This is a genomic window from Sphingomonas phyllosphaerae, from assembly GCF_036946485.1.
GTDB lineage: Bacteria > Pseudomonadota > Alphaproteobacteria > Sphingomonadales > Sphingomonadaceae > Sphingomonas > Sphingomonas phyllosphaerae_E.
This window is the reverse complement of record NZ_JAQIJA010000001.1, coordinates 310,005-326,951: the sequence shown is the minus strand read 5'-3', so window position 1 is coordinate 326,951 and position 16,947 is coordinate 310,005. Positions and strand designations below refer to the sequence as shown.

General features: G+C 68.0%; 13 protein-coding genes. 11 read left to right on the top strand and 2 right to left on the bottom strand.

Annotated features, from left to right (window positions below):
* Nucleotides 1-142: 142 nt before the first annotated feature.
* Complete coding sequence (locus PGN16_RS01555) at nt 143-1,630, top strand: ATPase domain-containing protein (RefSeq protein WP_335307641.1); 1,488 nt, start codon at nt 143-145, stop codon at nt 1,628-1,630.
* A 71-nt stretch (nt 1,631-1,701) separates the two neighbouring features.
* Entirely contained in the window at nt 1,702-3,963 is a 2,262-nt protein-coding gene (locus tag PGN16_RS01550; protein ID WP_335308370.1) for a PAS domain S-box protein, read from the top strand.
* A 106-nt stretch (nt 3,964-4,069) separates the two neighbouring features.
* Here the strand turns inward: PGN16_RS01550 and PGN16_RS01545 are convergent, their stop codons facing one another.
* On the bottom strand, nt 4,070-5,050 hold the full coding sequence (locus tag PGN16_RS01545; protein WP_335307640.1) for a hypothetical protein: 981 nt from the start codon (nt 5,048-5,050) through the stop codon (nt 4,070-4,072).
* A gap of 18 nt (nt 5,051-5,068) precedes the next feature.
* The gene (locus PGN16_RS01540; protein WP_335307639.1) at nt 5,069-6,694 is read right to left on the bottom strand and encodes a LysM peptidoglycan-binding domain-containing protein; all 1,626 of its coding nucleotides are present in this window, start codon (nt 6,692-6,694) and stop codon (nt 5,069-5,071) included.
* 611 nt (nt 6,695-7,305) lie between these two features.
* On the opposite strand from PGN16_RS01540, the gene PGN16_RS01535 reads away from it, so the two are divergent.
* The 9 genes from PGN16_RS01535 to PGN16_RS01495 are packed head-to-tail and all read left to right on the top strand — an operon-like array spanning nt 7,306 to nt 16,862.
* Nucleotides 7,306-9,231 (top strand): methyl-accepting chemotaxis protein, encoded by a 1,926-nt coding sequence (locus tag PGN16_RS01535; protein WP_335307638.1) that lies wholly within the window; start codon nt 7,306-7,308, stop codon nt 9,229-9,231.
* Between the two features lie 31 nt (nt 9,232-9,262).
* The gene (locus PGN16_RS01530; RefSeq protein ID WP_335307637.1) at nt 9,263-10,855 is read left to right on the top strand and encodes a chemotaxis protein CheW; all 1,593 of its coding nucleotides are present in this window, start codon (nt 9,263-9,265) and stop codon (nt 10,853-10,855) included.
* A 13-nt stretch (nt 10,856-10,868) separates the two neighbouring features.
* Nucleotides 10,869-11,990 (top strand): chemotaxis-specific protein-glutamate methyltransferase CheB, encoded by a 1,122-nt coding sequence (gene cheB / locus PGN16_RS01525; RefSeq protein ID WP_335307636.1) that lies wholly within the window; start codon nt 10,869-10,871, stop codon nt 11,988-11,990.
* Between the two features lie 17 nt (nt 11,991-12,007).
* Complete coding sequence (locus PGN16_RS01520) at nt 12,008-12,628, top strand: HEAT repeat domain-containing protein (protein ID WP_335307635.1); 621 nt, start codon at nt 12,008-12,010, stop codon at nt 12,626-12,628.
* On the top strand, nt 12,622-13,497 hold the full coding sequence (locus tag PGN16_RS01515) for a CheR family methyltransferase (protein ID WP_335307634.1): 876 nt from the start codon (nt 12,622-12,624) through the stop codon (nt 13,495-13,497). Before PGN16_RS01520 ends, PGN16_RS01515 begins: the two co-directional genes overlap by 7 nt.
* Nucleotides 13,490-13,888, top strand: a complete 399-nt coding sequence (locus tag PGN16_RS01510; protein ID WP_335307633.1) for a response regulator — start codon at nt 13,490-13,492, stop codon at nt 13,886-13,888. The genes PGN16_RS01515 and PGN16_RS01510 overlap by 8 nt, the downstream gene beginning before the upstream one ends.
* Complete coding sequence (locus tag PGN16_RS01505) at nt 13,885-16,224, top strand: chemotaxis protein CheA (protein WP_335307632.1); 2,340 nt, start codon at nt 13,885-13,887, stop codon at nt 16,222-16,224. The genes PGN16_RS01510 and PGN16_RS01505 overlap by 4 nt, the downstream gene beginning before the upstream one ends.
* On the top strand, nt 16,224-16,475 hold the full coding sequence (locus tag PGN16_RS01500) for a hypothetical protein (protein ID WP_335307631.1): 252 nt from the start codon (nt 16,224-16,226) through the stop codon (nt 16,473-16,475). The genes PGN16_RS01505 and PGN16_RS01500 overlap by 1 nt, the downstream gene beginning before the upstream one ends.
* 18 nt (nt 16,476-16,493) lie before the next feature.
* A complete protein-coding gene (locus PGN16_RS01495; RefSeq protein WP_335307630.1) occupies nt 16,494-16,862 on the top strand; it encodes a response regulator in 369 nt (122 codons plus the stop codon).
* Nucleotides 16,863-16,947: the final 85 nt, after the last annotated feature.

Here is a 16,947-nt window from a genome sequence, read left to right as displayed (position 1 = left end):
GGTGTCAGATCGGACATCGACACCGACAATCGCCGCGAATGTTGGTCTCCCCCTTAGATCGTTGATAAGGAAATTCCGTGCTCGCCCGCGTACGGCGCGGGTGGCGTGCGTCGCAACGGCGGGCGCATGGGGGAGAATCGGATTGCCTTCTTCTGCGACGGACGATGCCCTCACCGGCACCAGCGGGCTCGACGATGTGCTCGGCGGCGGGTTGCAGCGCGCACGAACGTTCCTTCTCGAAGGCAGTCCGGGCACCGGCAAGACGACGGTCGCGCTTCAGTTTCTGGTAACCGGTGCGGCGGCGGGCGAACGCTGCCTGTACGTCACGCTGTCCGAGACCGAGGACGAACTGCGGGCGACGGCGAAGGCGCACGACTGGGACCTGTCCGGCGTCGACCTCTATGAGTTGATCCCGCCGGAAAACCTGCTCGACGACGACCAGCAACAAAGCCTGCTCTACTCTTCCGATCTCGAGCTGGGTGAAACCACCAAGCGCATCTTCGAGGCGTTCGAGCGGACCAGGCCCGAGCGCGTCGTGATCGACAGCCTGTCCGAGATCCGGCTGCTCGCGCAAAGTTCGCTACGCTACCGACGCCAGATCCTGGCGCTGAAACACTATTTCGCGAAGAGCCACGCGACGGTGCTGATGCTGGACGACCTCACCACCGACACGAACGACAAGACGGTTCATTCGGTGGCACATGGCGTGATCCGGCTGGAGGAGCTTGCGCCCGAATATGGCGCGGAGCGGCGACGGCTGCGCATCATCAAATATCGCGGCCGGCGGTTTCGTGGCGGCTACCACGACGCGACGATCGAAACCGGCGGCCTTCACGTCTATCCGCGCCTGATCTCGTCGGAACATCGCACCAGCTTCGCTCGCGAGGTGGTGACCACCGCGTCGGCGGAGCTGAACCAGTTGCTCGGCGGCGGGATCGAGCGCGGGTCGAGCGTGCTGGTGCTGGGACCGGCCGGGACGGGCAAGAGTTCGATCGCCCTCAACTTCATCCAGACCGCCGTCACGCGCGGCGAAAGCGCGGTCATGTTCGTCTTCGACGAGGAGATCGGCCTGCTGATCCAGCGCGCGCTGGGGCTGGGCGTCGATCTTCAGGCGATGATCGATGACGGCAAGCTGGTGCTGCAACAGGTGGATGCCGCCGAACTGTCGCCCGGCCAATTCTCCGCCAAGGTGCGTCACTCCGTCGAGGGATATGGCGCCCGCACCGTCGTCATCGACAGCCTGAACGGTTATCAGGCAGCCATGCCCGGCGAACAGGCGTTGGTGCTGCACATGCACGAACTGTTGCAATATCTGAACCGGCAGGGCGCGACGACCTTTCTGACCGTCGCGCAACAGGGGCTGATCGGCGACATGAAGACCCCGGTCGACCTGACCTACCTGGCCGACACGGTCATTTTGCTGCGCTATTTCGAGGCGCTGGGCCAGGTGCGCCGCGCCATCTCCATCGCCAAGAAGCGCACCGGCCCGCACGAAAATACGATCCGCGAGCTCCAGATCGGCGGCAGCGGCATCACGCTGGGCGCACCGCTGACGAAGTTTCAGGGGGTTTTGCGCGGCGTGCCCACGCTGCACGGCGCGAGCGATCTTCTGGACCGTGACGGGGCGTGAAGCGGACGACCGTCTCGGAACGGGCGCTCGTCCTCGCGCCGCGCGGCCGCGACGCCGCGCTGGCGAGCGAGATGCTGGCCGAGGCGCATCTCGAAGCGACCATCTGCTCCTCGCTTGCGCATCTGGTCGCCGAGCTTGACCGGGGCGCCGCACTGGTCGTGGTCACCGAGGAAGCGATCGCGACCGCCGACCTGTCCGCCGTGTCGGCGTGGCTGGCCAGCCAGGAGGAATGGTCCGACCTGCCCTTCATCCTGCTGACCCGCCGCGGCGGCGGGCTGGAGCGCAATCCGGCGGCGGCCCGGCACCTGGAGGTGCTGGGCAACGTCACCTTCCTGGAACGGCCCTTCCACCCGACGACGCTGATCAGCATCGTGCGCTCCGCGATTCGCGCCCGCCGCCGCCAGTATGACGCACGCGCGCGGTTGATCGCCTTGCAGGAAAGCGAGGCACGCTACCGCACGCTGTTCGAGAATATCGAAGTCGGCTTCTGCATCATCGACATGATCTTCGACGAGGCCGATTACCCGGTCGACTATCGTTTCGTCGAGGCGAACCCCGCGTTCGAACATCAGGCCGGGTTCCGACCCGAAGGCCGACGGGTGCGCGAGATCGTCCCCGAGCACGAACAGCATTGGTTCGACTTCTACGGCGAGATCGCCCGCACCGGCGTTCCCGGCCGTGTCGAGGAAGGCTCCGCCACGCTGGCGCGGTGGTGGGACGTCCATGCCTTTCGCATCGGCGATCCCGGCAGCAATCGCGTCGCGGTGCTGTTCAACGACATCACCGCCCGCCGCGATGCCGAATTGCGCTTGCAGGAGATGAACCAGACGCTGGAGTCGCAGGTCGCCGCACGCTCGGCCGAACGCGATCGGCTGTGGAACCTGTCGCAGGACATGCTCGCGCGCGCCGACTTCGACGGGATGATGTCCGCGGTCAGCCCGGCGTGGCAATGGGTACTCGGATGGAGCAGCGAGGAACTGCTGTCGCGCGGCTATGCGACCTTCATGCACCCCGAAGACGAAGCGCCCACCCTCGCCGCGATCGAGGCGATGGCGCAGACCGGGCAGCCGACCCGCTTCGAAAACCGGATCGCCACCCGCGACGGCGACTGGAAATGGATCGAGTGGACCGTCGCGCCGGAACCCGGCGGTGCGAATTTCATCGCGGTGGGGCGCGATCTGAGCCACGCCAAGGCTCGCGAGGCCGAGCTTCAGGCGGCGCAGGAGGCGCTGCGGCAAAGCCAGAAGATGGAGGCGATGGGCAGCCTGACCGGCGGCGTCGCGCATGATTTCAACAATCTGCTGACGCCGATCGTCGGGTCGCTCGACCTCTTGCACCGCAAGGGGCTTGGTTCGGAGCGTGAGCGGCGGCTGATCGACGGCGCGCTGCAATCGGCCGAGCGGGCGCGGACGCTGGTCCAGCGTCTGCTGGCGTTCGCGCGGCGGCAGCCGCTGCAGGCGACGGCGGTCGACGTCCCGCATCTCATCCACGGGCTGCTCGACCTGATCGGATCGACGCTGGGGCCAACGATCGAGCTGAAGGTCGAGGAGGCGCCCGATCTGCCGCCGGCCGAGGCGGACCCGAACCAGCTCGAAATGGCGTTGTTGAACCTGGCGGTGAACGCGCGCGACGCGATGCCCGACGGCGGCACGCTCACGATCGCCGTCAGCCGCGAGTCCGTCCGCGAACCGCGCGACGGGCTGGCGCGCGGTCACTACGTCCGCGTCAGCGTGCGCGACACCGGCACCGGGATGGACGAGGAAACGCGTGCCCGCGCGGTCGAGCCGTTCTTCTCGACCAAGGGGATCGGCAAGGGCACCGGTTTGGGGCTGTCGATGGTTCATGGCCTTGCCGCGCAGCTCGGCGGTGCGCTGACGATCGACAGCGAGATCGGCAAGGGCACCGCGGTCACGCTCTGGCTGCGCATCGGTCACGATTTGCCGGAGGTCGAGCAGCGCCCGGTGCCGTTGATCGAGCGCCGCGACGCGCTCGGCATCGCGCTGCTGGTCGACGACGAGGATCTGGTGCGCATGAGCACGGCGCACATGCTGTCGGAACTCGGCTACGACGTGGTGGAGGCGGCGTCCGGCGAGGCGGCGCTCCAGCTCGTCCGCGACGGACTGACCCCCGATCTGCTCGTCACCGATCATCTGATGCCGGGAATGACCGGCGCGCAACTGGTGGCCGCACTGAGCGAACTCCGGCCATCGCTACCCTCGTTGATCGTTTCGGGCTATGCCGAGGCGGAAGGGATCGATCCTTCGGTCCCGCGCATCACCAAGCCATTCCGAAGCAGCGAACTGGCCGCGACCCTTTCGGACATCGTGCCGTAAGTCACCGCACCGCTGGGATCAGCAGCAACGCCGCGAGCGTGCGGAGACAACGGGCTTTGGTCGTAGCCGCCCCCCGCTTCGAGGCGCCTTGCTTACCCGTTCCCCGTCACCCCGCCGGCTGCGCCAGATTACCGCGCACCTGCGTCAGCAAGGTGCGCGCCGCGCCCGCCTGCGCGCCGCCCGCACGACCGATCGCTTCCAGTCGGCCGAGCGCGGCCTTGCCGTGACGCGCGCTGTCGAACAGCGCCAGCGCATTGTCGACCACGGTCGGATCGAAGTTCGTGCGCGCCGCCACGCAGACCAGATAGGACACGACATTGTCGATCCCGGCGGCGTCCAGATTCACCTTCTCCACCGCCGCCGGATCGGCCAGCGTTCGCGGATAGCGCGCGTAGAAAGCATCGCCCAGCGCTGCACCGGTCAGCCCGGTGGCATCGACCTCGGCGCAAGCGGGGAGCGGCAGGCCGGCGACGCTCGGCGCGGCGGGTGACGACATGGCGGGGGCATCCTTGATCGTGAGCAGGGCGTCATAGGCGCGCGCGCACTCCTGTATGGACGACAGGGCGCATGCGCGCTCGCGGCTGCGCGCCCAGGCGGTTCGCGCGGCGTCGCTCAAGGCGGGCGGCACGCGCCCCGGCTGCGCGACGGGCCCGCCGGTCAGCAGGTTCGCCCGAAGGCGCGTCAGCGTCATCGCACGGGTCACCGCCAGCATCCGCTCCAGCGTACCGCTGGTCGCATCCGGCGGGGCCAGCAGCGGCAGCGCCTCCAGGAACGCCGCCTGCGCCGCCTCCACCCGCGCCGCCGGTGCACCACCGTCCCGCCAGCGCGCGGACAATGCATCCTGCGTGCGGTCGATCTCCTCTTCGGCGCAGGTCTGCAACGCGACATCGATCCCGCCCGCCGCGGCGCTGCAGCGGTCGAAATCCGCCGAGGGCTGCGCCGACAGCGGCGGCTGCCCCGGTCGTGCGGGCGCTGCCGCGGCCACCGTCGTGGCGTTCGCGGTCGTCGCCGCCTGATCCGCCGGCCCCTGTCCGCAGGCTCCGACCGCCATCGTCAGCGCCAGCGCGCTCCACCGCCCTACCGTCATGCCATCAGCGTCCCGCCGTCAATTTGGCAACATCGCTAGCGCATCGCGCCGTTCCGCAACATAGCGATCGAGCAACGATTGACGGGTCTGCGCCGGCATCGCCACGTCCTTCACATAGGCGCTACGCGCATCGTAGAAGGCGTCGATGATGTCGCGCGCGCCCGATGCCCCGCCCTGCGGCAGGCTGTCGAGCGCGGTGGCGACGATCCGCGACGCGCCGGCATGTTGAACCGACATCGACCAGACCGCATCGCGCACCGCCTGCGGTTGCGTCGACAGATCCAGCCCCGCCGCCCGTGCGCGGTCGGCGACCGGGCTGTAATGCGTTCGCTCGATATAATCGTGCTGCGCCTTGAAGAAGGCAGCCGGCTGTTCGGCCGCCACCGCTTTCCACGTCTGCTCGAACGCGCCGGGCTTCGTCGGGTCCAGCCCGTCGAAACGCGTCGCCCAGGCCGCGCCCTCGTTGGCCAGAAACTTCTTCACCTGCGCCCCGCTCGAAGCCGAGCTGGTGAGCTGATACGCGCCATAGGATTTCCCGCCCGGATCGCCGATCCCGGACGACACCTTGGCCGCGGCCGCACCTTCCTGACCGGGCGCGTAGCCGGTCTCGTACTTCATCGACAGATTGCCCAATCGACCGCCGCCCATGGCGGGTGCCCCACCCGTCGGAGGCGCGGCAGCCTGCGTCCCCGCCGCCGGCTTGACATAGACGCCGATCAACACGCGCCCCCGGCCCTCCAGCCCGTTGCCGGCCGAGCCGGTGCGCGCATTCGCCGAGGCATAATCGCTCGCAAAACCGGACCCGGTGCGGATTTCGATATGCCCGTACCGCGCGTTGCGGTCGGTGGCGCCGGGTGCCGCGCCATAGACCAGCACCGCGCCTTTCGGCGCGTCATAAGGAGAGCGGATGCCGTTACCGGGGCGGTCGAGCAGGTTGACGAAGCCGCGCGCCTCCAGCGCCGGCCCCGCCCCTTTCGCCGCGACGCCCGGCATATAGTCGGGCACCGCCCCGGATTGCTGAAGCGCGGTCTTCACCCAGGCATAGCATTTGCCGATCGACGCATGGCCCGCCGCGCGTTCGGCGGCGATGTCGGCGGCGCGAACCGAGGCAGCGTCGGGCACCGGACGTCCGCCGCTCGCGGGGGCGTTCGTCGCGGTGTCGGCGCGCGGCGTGTTCGCCGGGACCGGTGTCGACACCTTTGGCCCACCGATCGTCAGCCGTTGCCCCGGCCGGATCAGATCGACGTCGGCCAGCCCGTTGCGATCGGCGATGGTCCGCACCGGGACGCCGCTGTCGCGCGCGATCCCGGAAAGCGTCTCGCCGGGGCGCACGACATGGATCTGCGCGCTGCGGCGGTCGGGCAGTTGCAACGTCTGGCCCACCGCCAGCTTGTCGGGATCGGCAAGGCCGTTGATCCGCGCCAGCGTCTGCCAATCGCTGCCATGCCGCGTGGCGATGTCGGACAGGGTGTCGCCCGCTTTCACCGTATAGCGTGCGTCGTCGGGCTGGAACCGCGCCAGCGCGCTGCCGCCGGCCATCAACCGGTCGAGCCGCCCCGCGCCGATGCGCGCAGCGTCCGCACCGGGCTCCGGCGGCGGGCTCGTGCTCACCGCGCCGGTCAACCTGCTTTCAATCGCTGTCATGATCCCGTTCCCGCATGATGCCGGTCATGATCCTATGGCGACGGCGCGGCAGCCGTCTGTAATCGATTCGTTTAGGCAAGCCGGCCGGCGAGCGGGGCGTTTGCCTCAGCCTTCACGCCCGTCACGCTCACCGCGTGATCGCGCAGGCGTCGTCATCCCGTTGACGTCGGGACTGATACCAGGCGCAACGCGATCCGTTCGCCAAGCACCGGATCGTCCTCCGCCCCTCCCCGCCGGCAGGTCGTACCCGGCGCGGCGCAATCGTCACCGCAGGAAGCGCAGAGAAGCATCAAGTAACTGATCCAAAGTACAATTCATCGCGAGTTTGATTTAGATCAATAAAATAATGATCCAGATTCTGCCCTAACCTATGCAACCTTATGTAATAACGCCTGAAGTTATGCACCACTCCGCACCAGCCCTTTTGATGCCGTTCATTTCAGGTCGCAATATCAGAAATTTAAGCCACTGCAATATATACGTTTTTATATAGACACTCAATTCGAGAAACAATCAAGCGAAGTTCCGATGGAGGTGACATTAAGTATTCGGCAAGAGAAAAAGCCCAGATGCCATCATGCAAATGCAAGATCGCGGGATGGGAATTGATTATGGCACTGGCTAAGCGGACATCGGTCGGCCGCGCACCTATCGACCAGGGTGGGGAAATCGCCACGTCGACGCGCGCAGTACGCGTTACGGCGGAAGCGGAGAAGCGCAAGGCGCGCACCTTTGCACGACAGCAAAAGGCGGCGGAGCGCATCGCATCCGCGACCACGCAATTGTCGAGCGGCATCACCGAAGCATCGTCCGCGGCCGAGGAGCTGCGCAAGGCTTCCGAACAAATCAGCGTCGGCGCCGAACAGGCATCCAGTGCCGCGCAGCAGACGATGAAGTCGATCAGCCAGACCGACGGGCTCTTGCGCGACGCGAAAGAGCGCGCCGATGCCTCGCTGAAGCTCACGCAGACGTTGTCGGACCTGATCGGCAACACCAACACCGATGTCGCCAATTCGATCAGCGCGATTTCGCGCGCGTCGGAGCGTCAGGAAAGCTCGGTCAAGATGGTCGAGGAACTCGATCGTCAAGCCGCCGGGATCGGCGAAGTCGTCAAGGCGGTCGCGCGAATCGCCGACCAGACCAACCTCCTCGCGCTGAACGCCGCGATCGAGGCGGCACGCGCCGGTCAGCATGGCAAGGGCTTCGCGGTCGTCGCCGACGAGGTCCGCACGCTCGCGGAAACCAGCGAGAAGTCGGCGCGCGACATCCAGGAGCTGATCGTGCAGGTCCAGCAGGACGTGAAGGAAGTGGCGCAGGGCATCGATCAGTCCGCCACGACCGCGCGCACCGAAGTCGAGAAGGGCTCGGTCGTGACCGCGCAGCTCGAGCAGATCCGCACCGACATGATCGAGATCATGAAGGGCTGCGAGGAAATCGCGCTCGGTGCCGAAACCGCCGCCATCGCCGCCAACGAGGCGCTGAAGGGTGCCGAGGTGATCGCCACCGCCGCCGAGGAACAGGGCGCCGCCTGCCAGGAATCGAACACCACGATCGAACAGCAGTCCGCCGCGCTTCAGCAGTGCGAACAGGCCGCGCAGGAACTGTCCGAACTGGCCGAGGAGCTGAAGAACAGCACCAATATCGGCAAGAGCGCCGAGGAAGTCGCCTCGGCGGCCGAGGAGCTGTCGAGCGCCGTCGAGGAGATCAACCGCGCCTCGACGCAAATCTCGACCGCGCTGGAGCAGATCAACCGCGGCGCGCAACAGGCATCGGCCGCCACGCAGCAGTCGGCCGCCGCTATCAGCCAGATCGAGGGCAATGCGCAGTCCGCCGCCCGGCTCGCCAACGTCGCCGTCGAAAAGGGCAACGCCATCGCCTCGTTGCTCATCGAGAACAAGGCGTCAGTCGAAGCGCTGATGAGCGGCGTCGCGCAATCGGTCGATGCCGGCCGCGCCAGCCGCGACCAGATCGCCGCGCTGGAGCAGGTCAGCCGCCGCATCGACAAGATCGTCGATGCGATCACCACCGTCTCGATCCAGACCAACATGCTGGCGGTCAGCGGATCGGTGGAGGCCGCGCGCGCCGGTGAGTTCGGCAAGGGCTTCGCGGTCGTCTCCACGGACATCCGCAATCTGGCGCGGGACTCGGCGGAGAATGCAGATCGCATCAAGGATACGGTGAAGGAGATCCAGGACACGATCGCGCGCGTGCGCGGCGATCTGCAGGAGATCGCCGACTCCGCCTCGGGTGAGGTCGAAAAGAACCGCGCGATCGCCATCGGGCTCGATCAGATCGCCAAGGACGTCGCAGAGGTCGTCGGCGGCAACGGCGCGATCGCCAGCGCCGCGGAGGACATTGCGCGGCTGCTCCAGGAAACGCAGGTCGCGATCGAACAGATCTCGTCGGCGGCGCAGCAGGCCACGCATTCGTCGAACGAGGCCAGCGGCGCGGCGCGCGAGCAGGCGCAGGGTGCCGAGCAACTCGCGGCGGCGATCGAGGAGATCGCCTCGCTCGCCGACGAATTGCAGGCCGCCTGATCCTATTCCTCCAGCGCCGAGGAGTGCGCTCATGGCCAAGACCAAACCATCCATCGCGGCGGCCGACCCACCGGCCGCCGTCCGGAGCCCCGAGGTTCACGAACACGACACCAGTCGCCAGTTCGTGATCTTCCACAGCGCCGGCGAGATGTTCGCCGTGCCGCTGGCGGAGGTGAAGGAAATCATCCGCGTCCCCGACGTCGTGCGGATGCCGCTCAGCCCTCCCGCCCTGCTCGGGCTGGCGAACCTGCGCGGAACGGTGCTGCCGGTGCTCGACCTGCGCCGGCTGTTCAACCTGCCCGAGGTCGAGATCGACGATGCCAGCCGCGTCGTCGTGCTCGATCAGGGCCAGCCGGTCGGGCTGATGGTCGACCGGATGGCCAATGTCGTCACGGTCGACGCCGATCGCGTCGAGCCGGTCGACCGGGTGCGCGCGACGATCGACACCGATCTGCTGACCGGCATGATCAAGGATGCCGACGGCAAGACGATCGTGATGATCATCGACGTGGCGCGCACGATCGGGCGCAACTTCGAAATGGTCGCGAGCACCGCCGCACACGGCCAGGGCGAGGCGGTGCCGCTGGCGACGGTCGGCGACCCCGCCGGTCAGGTGGACGTCGCGGACGAGGAACAGCTCGTCAGCTTCATGGTCGACGGGCAGGAATATGCCTTTCCGATCGGCGACGTGCAGGAAATCGTCCAGCTACCCGAGGCGATCACGCCAGTCCCCAATGCGCCGGGCCACGTGCTGGGCGTCACCACGCTGCGCAGCCGCATCCTGCCGCTCGTGTCGCTGCGCGCCTTGTTCGGGATGCACGATCAGGCGCTGTCCGACGCCAACAAGGTCGTGGTGGTCTCGGTCGCCGATGGCGAGCGCGACCGCGTCTCGGTCGGCGTGGTGATGGACATGGTGAAGGCGGTGCTGCGGGTGAACCGCGCGCTGGTGGAGCCGGTGCCGTCGACGCTCGGCCAGTCGGGCGGGCACGGCGACATCCGTGCGATCTGCCGCCTGGACGAAGGGCGTCGGCTCGTCTCGGTGCTGGGCGCGGACGGGATGTTCGATCTCGACGTGCTGCGCGGCATCCGCGGTGACGAGGATGGCGCGGCGAACACCACACAGGAGGACAGGTTCATGGCAGGCGAGATCGCCGACGACGCGCAGTTCGTCGTGTTCCGGTTGATGGACGAGGAATATGGCGTGCCTGTCGAGGCGGTGCGCGAGATCGTGCGCGTCCCCGATCAGCTCACCCGCGTGCCGCGCTCGCCGGATTTCGTGGAGGGCGTCATCAACCTGCGCGGCACGGTGCTGCCGGTCATCGACCAGCGCCGCCGCTTCGGCCTGGACGAGGTCGAGCGGTCGGATCGCCAGCGGATCATGGTGTTCACGATCGACGGGCGCGACACCGGCTTCATCGTCGACAGCGTGTCGGAGGTGCGCCGCATCGCCACGGTCGCCATCTCCCCCGCCCCCGAGCTGTCGGGCGAGCGCGGGCGCGTGGTGCAGGGGGTGGCGAACCTCCACGACCAGCGCCGCATGATCCTGCTGCTCGACATGGGCTGCCTGGTGGAGCCCGAAGAAGACGAAGCGCTGTCGCATTTCGAAGAGCGACTTGCCGCCTGAAGGAACGAAGTCGATGTCCGTGGTCCGCGTATTGGTGGTCGACGATTCCGCGCTGATGCGCCGGCATCTCGTCCAGCTTCTGCAAGATGAGAAGGGGCTGGAGGTCCAGTCCGCACGTAACGGAGAGGAGGCGCTGGCGCTGGTCGACAGTTTCGACCCGCACGTCGTCACCCTCGACGTCAACATGCCCCAGATGGACGGGATCACCTGTCTGGCGCGGATCATGGTCGGCAGCCCGCGGCCGGTCATCATGGTCTCCTCGATCACCGAGGCGGGGGCCGAGGCGACGTTGCAGGCGCTCAGCCTGGGCGCGCTCGACTATGTGCAGAAGCCGGGCGGCACGATCTCGCTGTCGCTCGAACAGGTCGCGGCGGAGCTGATCCAGAAGATCCGCATGGCCGCCAAGTCCGGACGGCGCGGTACGCGGATCGCCGCGCCCCGCCCCTCCCCGGCGTCCACCGCTGCCCGGCCGCAGGCGGCAGCGGCGGACGCCACGCCCCGGGCGCCGCGCGCATCGTCGCGCGCGGCGGCGGGCGATCCGCCGGGGCTGGTGTTGATCGGCGTGTCGACCGGCGGTCCGCTGGCGCTGGAACAGCTCCTGCCCGCGCTGCCGGCGCGGCTGCCGTGGCCGGTGGTGGTTGCCCAGCACATGCCGCGCAGCTTTACCGGCGTCTTTGCCCGGCGGCTCGACAAATTGTGCGCGCTCGACGTGCACGAAGTCGCGGGGCAGACCGAGATGGCGCCGGGCAACATCTATGTCGCGCGCGGCGATGCGGACCTGTTGGTGGTGCGCCGCAGCGGCGGACTGTTCCTCGCGTCGGTGCCGGCCAGCGAGGCCCATGCCTGGCACCCCAGCGTCACGCGGCTGGTGGAGAGCGCGGGCGAGCATCTGGCGGCCGAACGCCTGCTGTGCGTCCAGCTCACCGGCATGGGCGACGACGGGGCGGAGGCGATGGCGACCCTGAAGCGTCAGGGCGCGCGCACGATCGCGCAGAATGAAGACACTTGTGCCGTCTTCGGCATGCCGGGCGAACTCGTCCGCCGCGGTGGCGCCACGACGGTGCTGCCGATCGGCTCGATCGCCGGGCAGATCACACGATGGCTCAACCCGGCATCGCTCAAGCGCGCCTGCTGAACTGAAAGGGACTTTCCATGCCGCTCATCAAGGCCCGTTCCCATGATGCCGACGACGATCTGGACGCGGTCCACATCGCCGATCTGGTCGATGCCGATACCGCGCTTGCCGCGGCCACCGCGGGCGAGCGCCGCGCCGCGGTCCGCACGCTCGAAGACAGCGTCGACGGTCAGGCCGCGCTGTGCCGCCGCCTGGCGGTCGAACCCTCGGCCAGCGTGCGCGAGGCGATCCTCGCCGCGCTGATCCGCCACCGCTCGCCCGCGATCGCCGCCGCGCTGATCCCGCTGCTCCGCACCGAGGATGCCGCGCTGCGCAATGCCGCGATCGAGGCGCTGGCTGAAATGCCCGACGAGGTCGCCCCGCATGTCGTGGCGCTGCTTGCCGACCCCGACAGCGACGTGCGCATCTTCGCCGGCAACATGCTGGGCGTGCTTCCGCACCCGCGCGCCGCGGAATGGCTGCTGAAGGCGCTCTCCGACGAACACGTCAACGTCTGCGCCGCCGCGATCGACGGACTGGCGGAGATCGGCGATCCCGCCACCGCCGCCGCGCTGGAGGCGGTTCCGGCGCGCTTCCCGGGCAACAGCTTCATCGCCTTCGCCGCGCGCGTCGCGGTGCGCAGGATCCGCGGATGCTGAGCGTCGCCACCCCCTCGCGCGATCCTGCGCCCGCCCCCGCCATCCCACCGGAGGATTACGCCCGCTTCTGCGAATTCTTCTATCGCAAGACCGGCATCATGTTCGGCGCGAACAAGACGTATTTCGTCGAGCGTCGCCTTCAGGAGCGGATGGCCGCGACCAAGAGTGCGACCTTCCGCGATTACTTCACGATGGTCCGCTTCCAGGCGTCCGGCGAGGAGATGCAGAGCCTCGTCAACGCGATGACGGTCAACGAGACCTATTTCTATCGCGAGGACTATCAGTTCGACGCATTGGTGCGGCATCTGCTGCCGGAGATCGCACGCACCCGCGCGCCCTCCGATCCGATCCGCTTGTGGTCGATGCCGTGTTCGACCGGGGAAGAACCCTATTCGATCGCCATGCAGATCCTGGAGAACTGGCCGCAGGCGGACGAATATTCGGTCGAGATCCTCGCTTCGGACATCGATAGCCGGGTGATCGCCGAGGCCAAGCACGGGCGCTACAGCGCGCGCGCGCTGCACCGCCTCACGCCCACGCTGCGCAACCGCTACTTCACGCCCGTCGACGGAGACTTCCGCCTCTGCGCGGAACTGCGCGGCTCGATCGATTTCTCGGTGGTCAACATCACCGACACGTTCGCCATGCGCCGCTTCCGCCATCTCGACGTGATCTTCTGCCGCAACATGCTGATCTACTTCGACGACAATTCGCGGCGGCAGGCGGTGGAGGCACTCTACGAAAGCCTGCGCCCCGGCGGCTACATCTGTCTCGGCCATTCCGAGAGCATGAGCCGCATCTCCTCGGTGTTCCGGCCCCGCAAGTTCGGCGCCACCATTCTCTATCAAAGGCCCTTGGACAATGACTAAGCCCCATGTGAACGGCAAGCGCGTCCTGGTGGTCGACGATGGCATGACCACGCGCCTCTATTATCGCGACGTGCTGGAAACCGCCGGCTTCGGCGTCGAAGAGGCGGTGAACGGCGTCGAGGGGCTGGAACGCGCGCTGATGGGCGCGTTCGACCTGCTGATCGTCGACGTCAACATGCCGAAGATGGACGGATACGAGATGATCGCGCAGGTGCGCGTCGACCCGGCGCTGCACGACATTCCGATCATCACGATCAGCACCGAGGCCGGCGAAAGCGACGCCGACCGCGCCTATTCGGCGGGCGCCAACCTGTACATGGTCAAGCCGGCCGATCCCGCTTTGCTGACCGAGACGGCGCAGATGCTGACCGGCGTGGAAACGGTGCGATGAAAGGCGTCCTGCTCGAACGGTTCGTGCAGGAGGCGCGCGAGCTGTTGCAGACCTCCGCCAGCGGGCTGCTGACGCTGGAGCGCGATCCCACCGACACCACCGCGATCAACGAGGTGTTCCGCGCAGTCCACACGCTGAAGGGCTCGTCGGGGCTGTTCGACACGCCCGCGCTGACCCGGCTCGTCCATGCCGGGGAGGACGTGCTGCAACAGGTACGCACCGGCGCGATGACGCTCGATTCCGGGGTCGTCGACCTGTTGCTCGACAGCCTGGATCAGGTCGGCGCGTTCATCGATCAGCTCGATCGCGACGGCGTGCTGGCGGGCGATGCCGACCGGCTCGCCACGCAGCACGCCAGCGCCCTGCGCGCACGGCTGGGCGGCGCGACCGACATGGTGGTCGCGGTAGTGGATACCGCGCTGGCCCCCGCGCCCGCCGAATGGCTAGTCGGCTTCCCCGCGCCGGAACGCGAGGCGCTGCTGGCGCGCGCGCGCGGTGGCGAGGCGTTGCTGGCGGTCCGCTACACGCCGGACGAGGGCTGCTTCTACACCGGCACCGATCCGCTCGCCGCGATCCGCGACGTGCCCGATCTGCTCGCGGTGGCCGTCGCGCCGCGCGCACCGTGGGGCGAGGCTGCGAGCGAGTTCGATCCCTATCATTGCAACATGGTCTTCACCGCGCTGACCGCCGCCTCGCGCGAGGCGGTCGAACAGGCGCTGACCTATGAGCTTGACGCCGTCGAGCTGCGCACGCTGGCCGATGCCCCGCCTGCCGCACCGCATCCGATGCCCGAGCCGGCGCCCGTCGCCGAACCGTCGGCGCTGCTCGGCGAGGCCGGGCGGCATATCGTGCGGACGCAGTTGCGCGTGATCGCCAGCGGCTATGACGCGGTGCGGCTGCGCTCGACCGGCGCGCTGATCGGCAACCTCCTGCGCAGCCTCCGTCAGGAGGAATTGCGCGACCGCTGGGAGCGTGCGCTGGCCGAGGCAATCGCGCTGGAAGACTGCGGCCCGGTCACGGCCTTCCTCGGCGCGCTTGACGACGCGCCCGCGGCGCCTGCGGCGCCGTCGGTCGCACCGGTCGTTCCGCTGCTGCCGACCGAGGCCGCCCCGCCGGCCGCCGCCGCTCCCGCGCCCACTGCCCCCGCCGGCGAACCGCGCCCCGCGAGCAAGACGCTGAAGGTCGATCAGACCAAGATCGACCTGCTGATGAACCTCATCGGCGAGTTGGTCGTCCAGAAGAACGCCCTGCCCTTCCTCGCGCGCCGCGCCGAGGAGGTCCACGGCTCGCGCGAGATTGGCCGCGAGATCAAGGAGCAATTCGCGACGCTCGACCGGCTCACGCAGGAAATGCAGGGCGCGATCATGCAGATCCGGATGTTGCCGGTCGCCGAGGTGTTCGATCGCTTCCCGCGCCTCGTCCGCGACATCGCGCGCCGCCTCGACAAGCAGGTCGAGCTGGTGATGGAGGGCACCGACACCGCCGCCGACAAGACGATCGTCGAGGCGCTGGGGGACCCGCTGCTCCACATCGTCCGCAACTCGCTCGATCATGGCATCGAGGAACCGGCGACGCGCGTCGCCGCCGGCAAGCCGCCGCTCGCGACGCTGCGGCTGCGCGCGTGGCAGGACAATGACTGCGTGGTGATCGAGATCGCGGACGACGGGCGCGGGATCGATCCGGCGCGTATCCGCACCGTCGCGGTCGACAAGGGCGTCGTCACCCGCGAACAGGCCGATGCGCTGTCGGATCAGGAAGCAATCAACCTCATCTACCGCCCCGGCTTCTCCACTGCGGCGGAGGTGTCGGACCTGTCGGGCCGTGGCGTCGGCATGGATGTGGTGCTCAGCACCGTGCAGAAGCTGGGCGGGCGCGTCTCGGTCAGCTCCCAGCTTGGGCAAGGCACCGTCACGCGCCTGTCGCTGCCGCTCAGCATGGCCGTCACCCGGATCATGGTCGTCGACATCGGCGGCAGCCTGTACGGCATTCCGATCGATCATGTGGTCCAGACGACGCGGCTCGACCCGACCGTCATCCAGCGGATCAAGCATCGCGAGGTGTTCGTGCTGCGTGACGAGGTCGTGCCGCTGATCCGCATGACCGCGCTGCTCGGCGGCCAGCCGGCGGTGGTCGATCCGGGACGCGGCGAAGCCGTCTTGGTGTGCCGTGTGGAGGGACGCACCATCGGCCTGGTCATCGACGACTTTCGCGAGGGGATGGACGTCATCCTGAAACCGATGACCGGCCTGTTGGCCGACGTCGGCGGCTATTGCGGCACCACCCTGCTGGGCGACGGCCGCGTCCTGCTCGTCCTCGATCTGAAGGAGCTGTTCTGATGGCGATCCGCTACGCGCGCACCCACGCGCATTTCGAGGGGCGCTGCGCGGTCGAGGAGGCGCTCGCGCTCGTCGATTTCCTGCGCAAGCACCCGCGCGCGAAAATCTCGCTCGGCAAATGCACCAGTATGCACGGGGCGTTGTTGCAGGTGATCCTGGCGCTGCGGCCGGTCGTGTCCAGCCTGCCACCGGACCCACTACTTGCGTCGCTGATCGACGCCGCCGTGACACCCGACCTCGTTCCTGCCTGATATTTTGAAGGACTGACTGTGCCCGATACGATCCTGATCGTGGACGATTCTCCCTCGATGCTCATGAGCATTTCGATCGCCCTCCGCCCCACCGGTCTGGACATCAAGGAAGCCTCCAGCGCCGAAGCGGCGCTGGCGCTGCTCGCCGGCGGGCTGAGCCCCCGCATGATCCTGACCGACCTCAACATGGACGGGATGAGCGGCATCGATTTGGTGAAGGAGGTCCGTAAGTTGCCCGGCATGAGCTTCACGCCGATCGTGCTGCTCACCACAGAATCGCAGGACGACCTGCGCCAGATGGCGAAGGCGGCGGGCGCGACCGGCTGGCTGGTCAAGCCCTTCGACGCCGCCAAGCTGGTGGCGCTGGTGCAGAAGCTGGTGCCCTGAAGCTGGCGCAGGCGTGAGGACTTGTCGCCATTGCGAGCGATCCACGGCGTCCCGATGCGACCGTGGATCGCTCGCTGCGCTACCA

Coding starts and splice junctions, on each gene's coding strand:
- PGN16_RS01545 (WP_335307640.1), bottom strand. CDS start 5,050: ATGACGGTAGGGCGGTGGAGCGCGCTGGCGCTGACGATGGCGGTCGGA.
- PGN16_RS01515 (WP_335307634.1), top strand. CDS start 12,622: ATGCTGAGCGTCGCCACCCCCTCGCGCGATCCTGCGCCCGCCCCCGCC.
- PGN16_RS01510 (WP_335307633.1), top strand. CDS start 13,490: ATGACTAAGCCCCATGTGAACGGCAAGCGCGTCCTGGTGGTCGACGAT.
- cheB (WP_335307636.1), top strand. CDS start 10,869: ATGTCCGTGGTCCGCGTATTGGTGGTCGACGATTCCGCGCTGATGCGC.
- PGN16_RS01535 (WP_335307638.1), top strand. CDS start 7,306: ATGGCACTGGCTAAGCGGACATCGGTCGGCCGCGCACCTATCGACCAG.
- PGN16_RS01505 (WP_335307632.1), top strand. CDS start 13,885: ATGAAAGGCGTCCTGCTCGAACGGTTCGTGCAGGAGGCGCGCGAGCTG.
- PGN16_RS01520 (WP_335307635.1), top strand. CDS start 12,008: ATGCCGCTCATCAAGGCCCGTTCCCATGATGCCGACGACGATCTGGAC.
- PGN16_RS01540 (WP_335307639.1), bottom strand. CDS start 6,694: ATGACAGCGATTGAAAGCAGGTTGACCGGCGCGGTGAGCACGAGCCCG.
- PGN16_RS01530 (WP_335307637.1), top strand. CDS start 9,263: ATGGCCAAGACCAAACCATCCATCGCGGCGGCCGACCCACCGGCCGCC.
- PGN16_RS01500 (WP_335307631.1), top strand. CDS start 16,224: ATGGCGATCCGCTACGCGCGCACCCACGCGCATTTCGAGGGGCGCTGC.
- PGN16_RS01550 (WP_335308370.1), top strand. CDS start 1,702: ATGCTGGCCGAGGCGCATCTCGAAGCGACCATCTGCTCCTCGCTTGCG.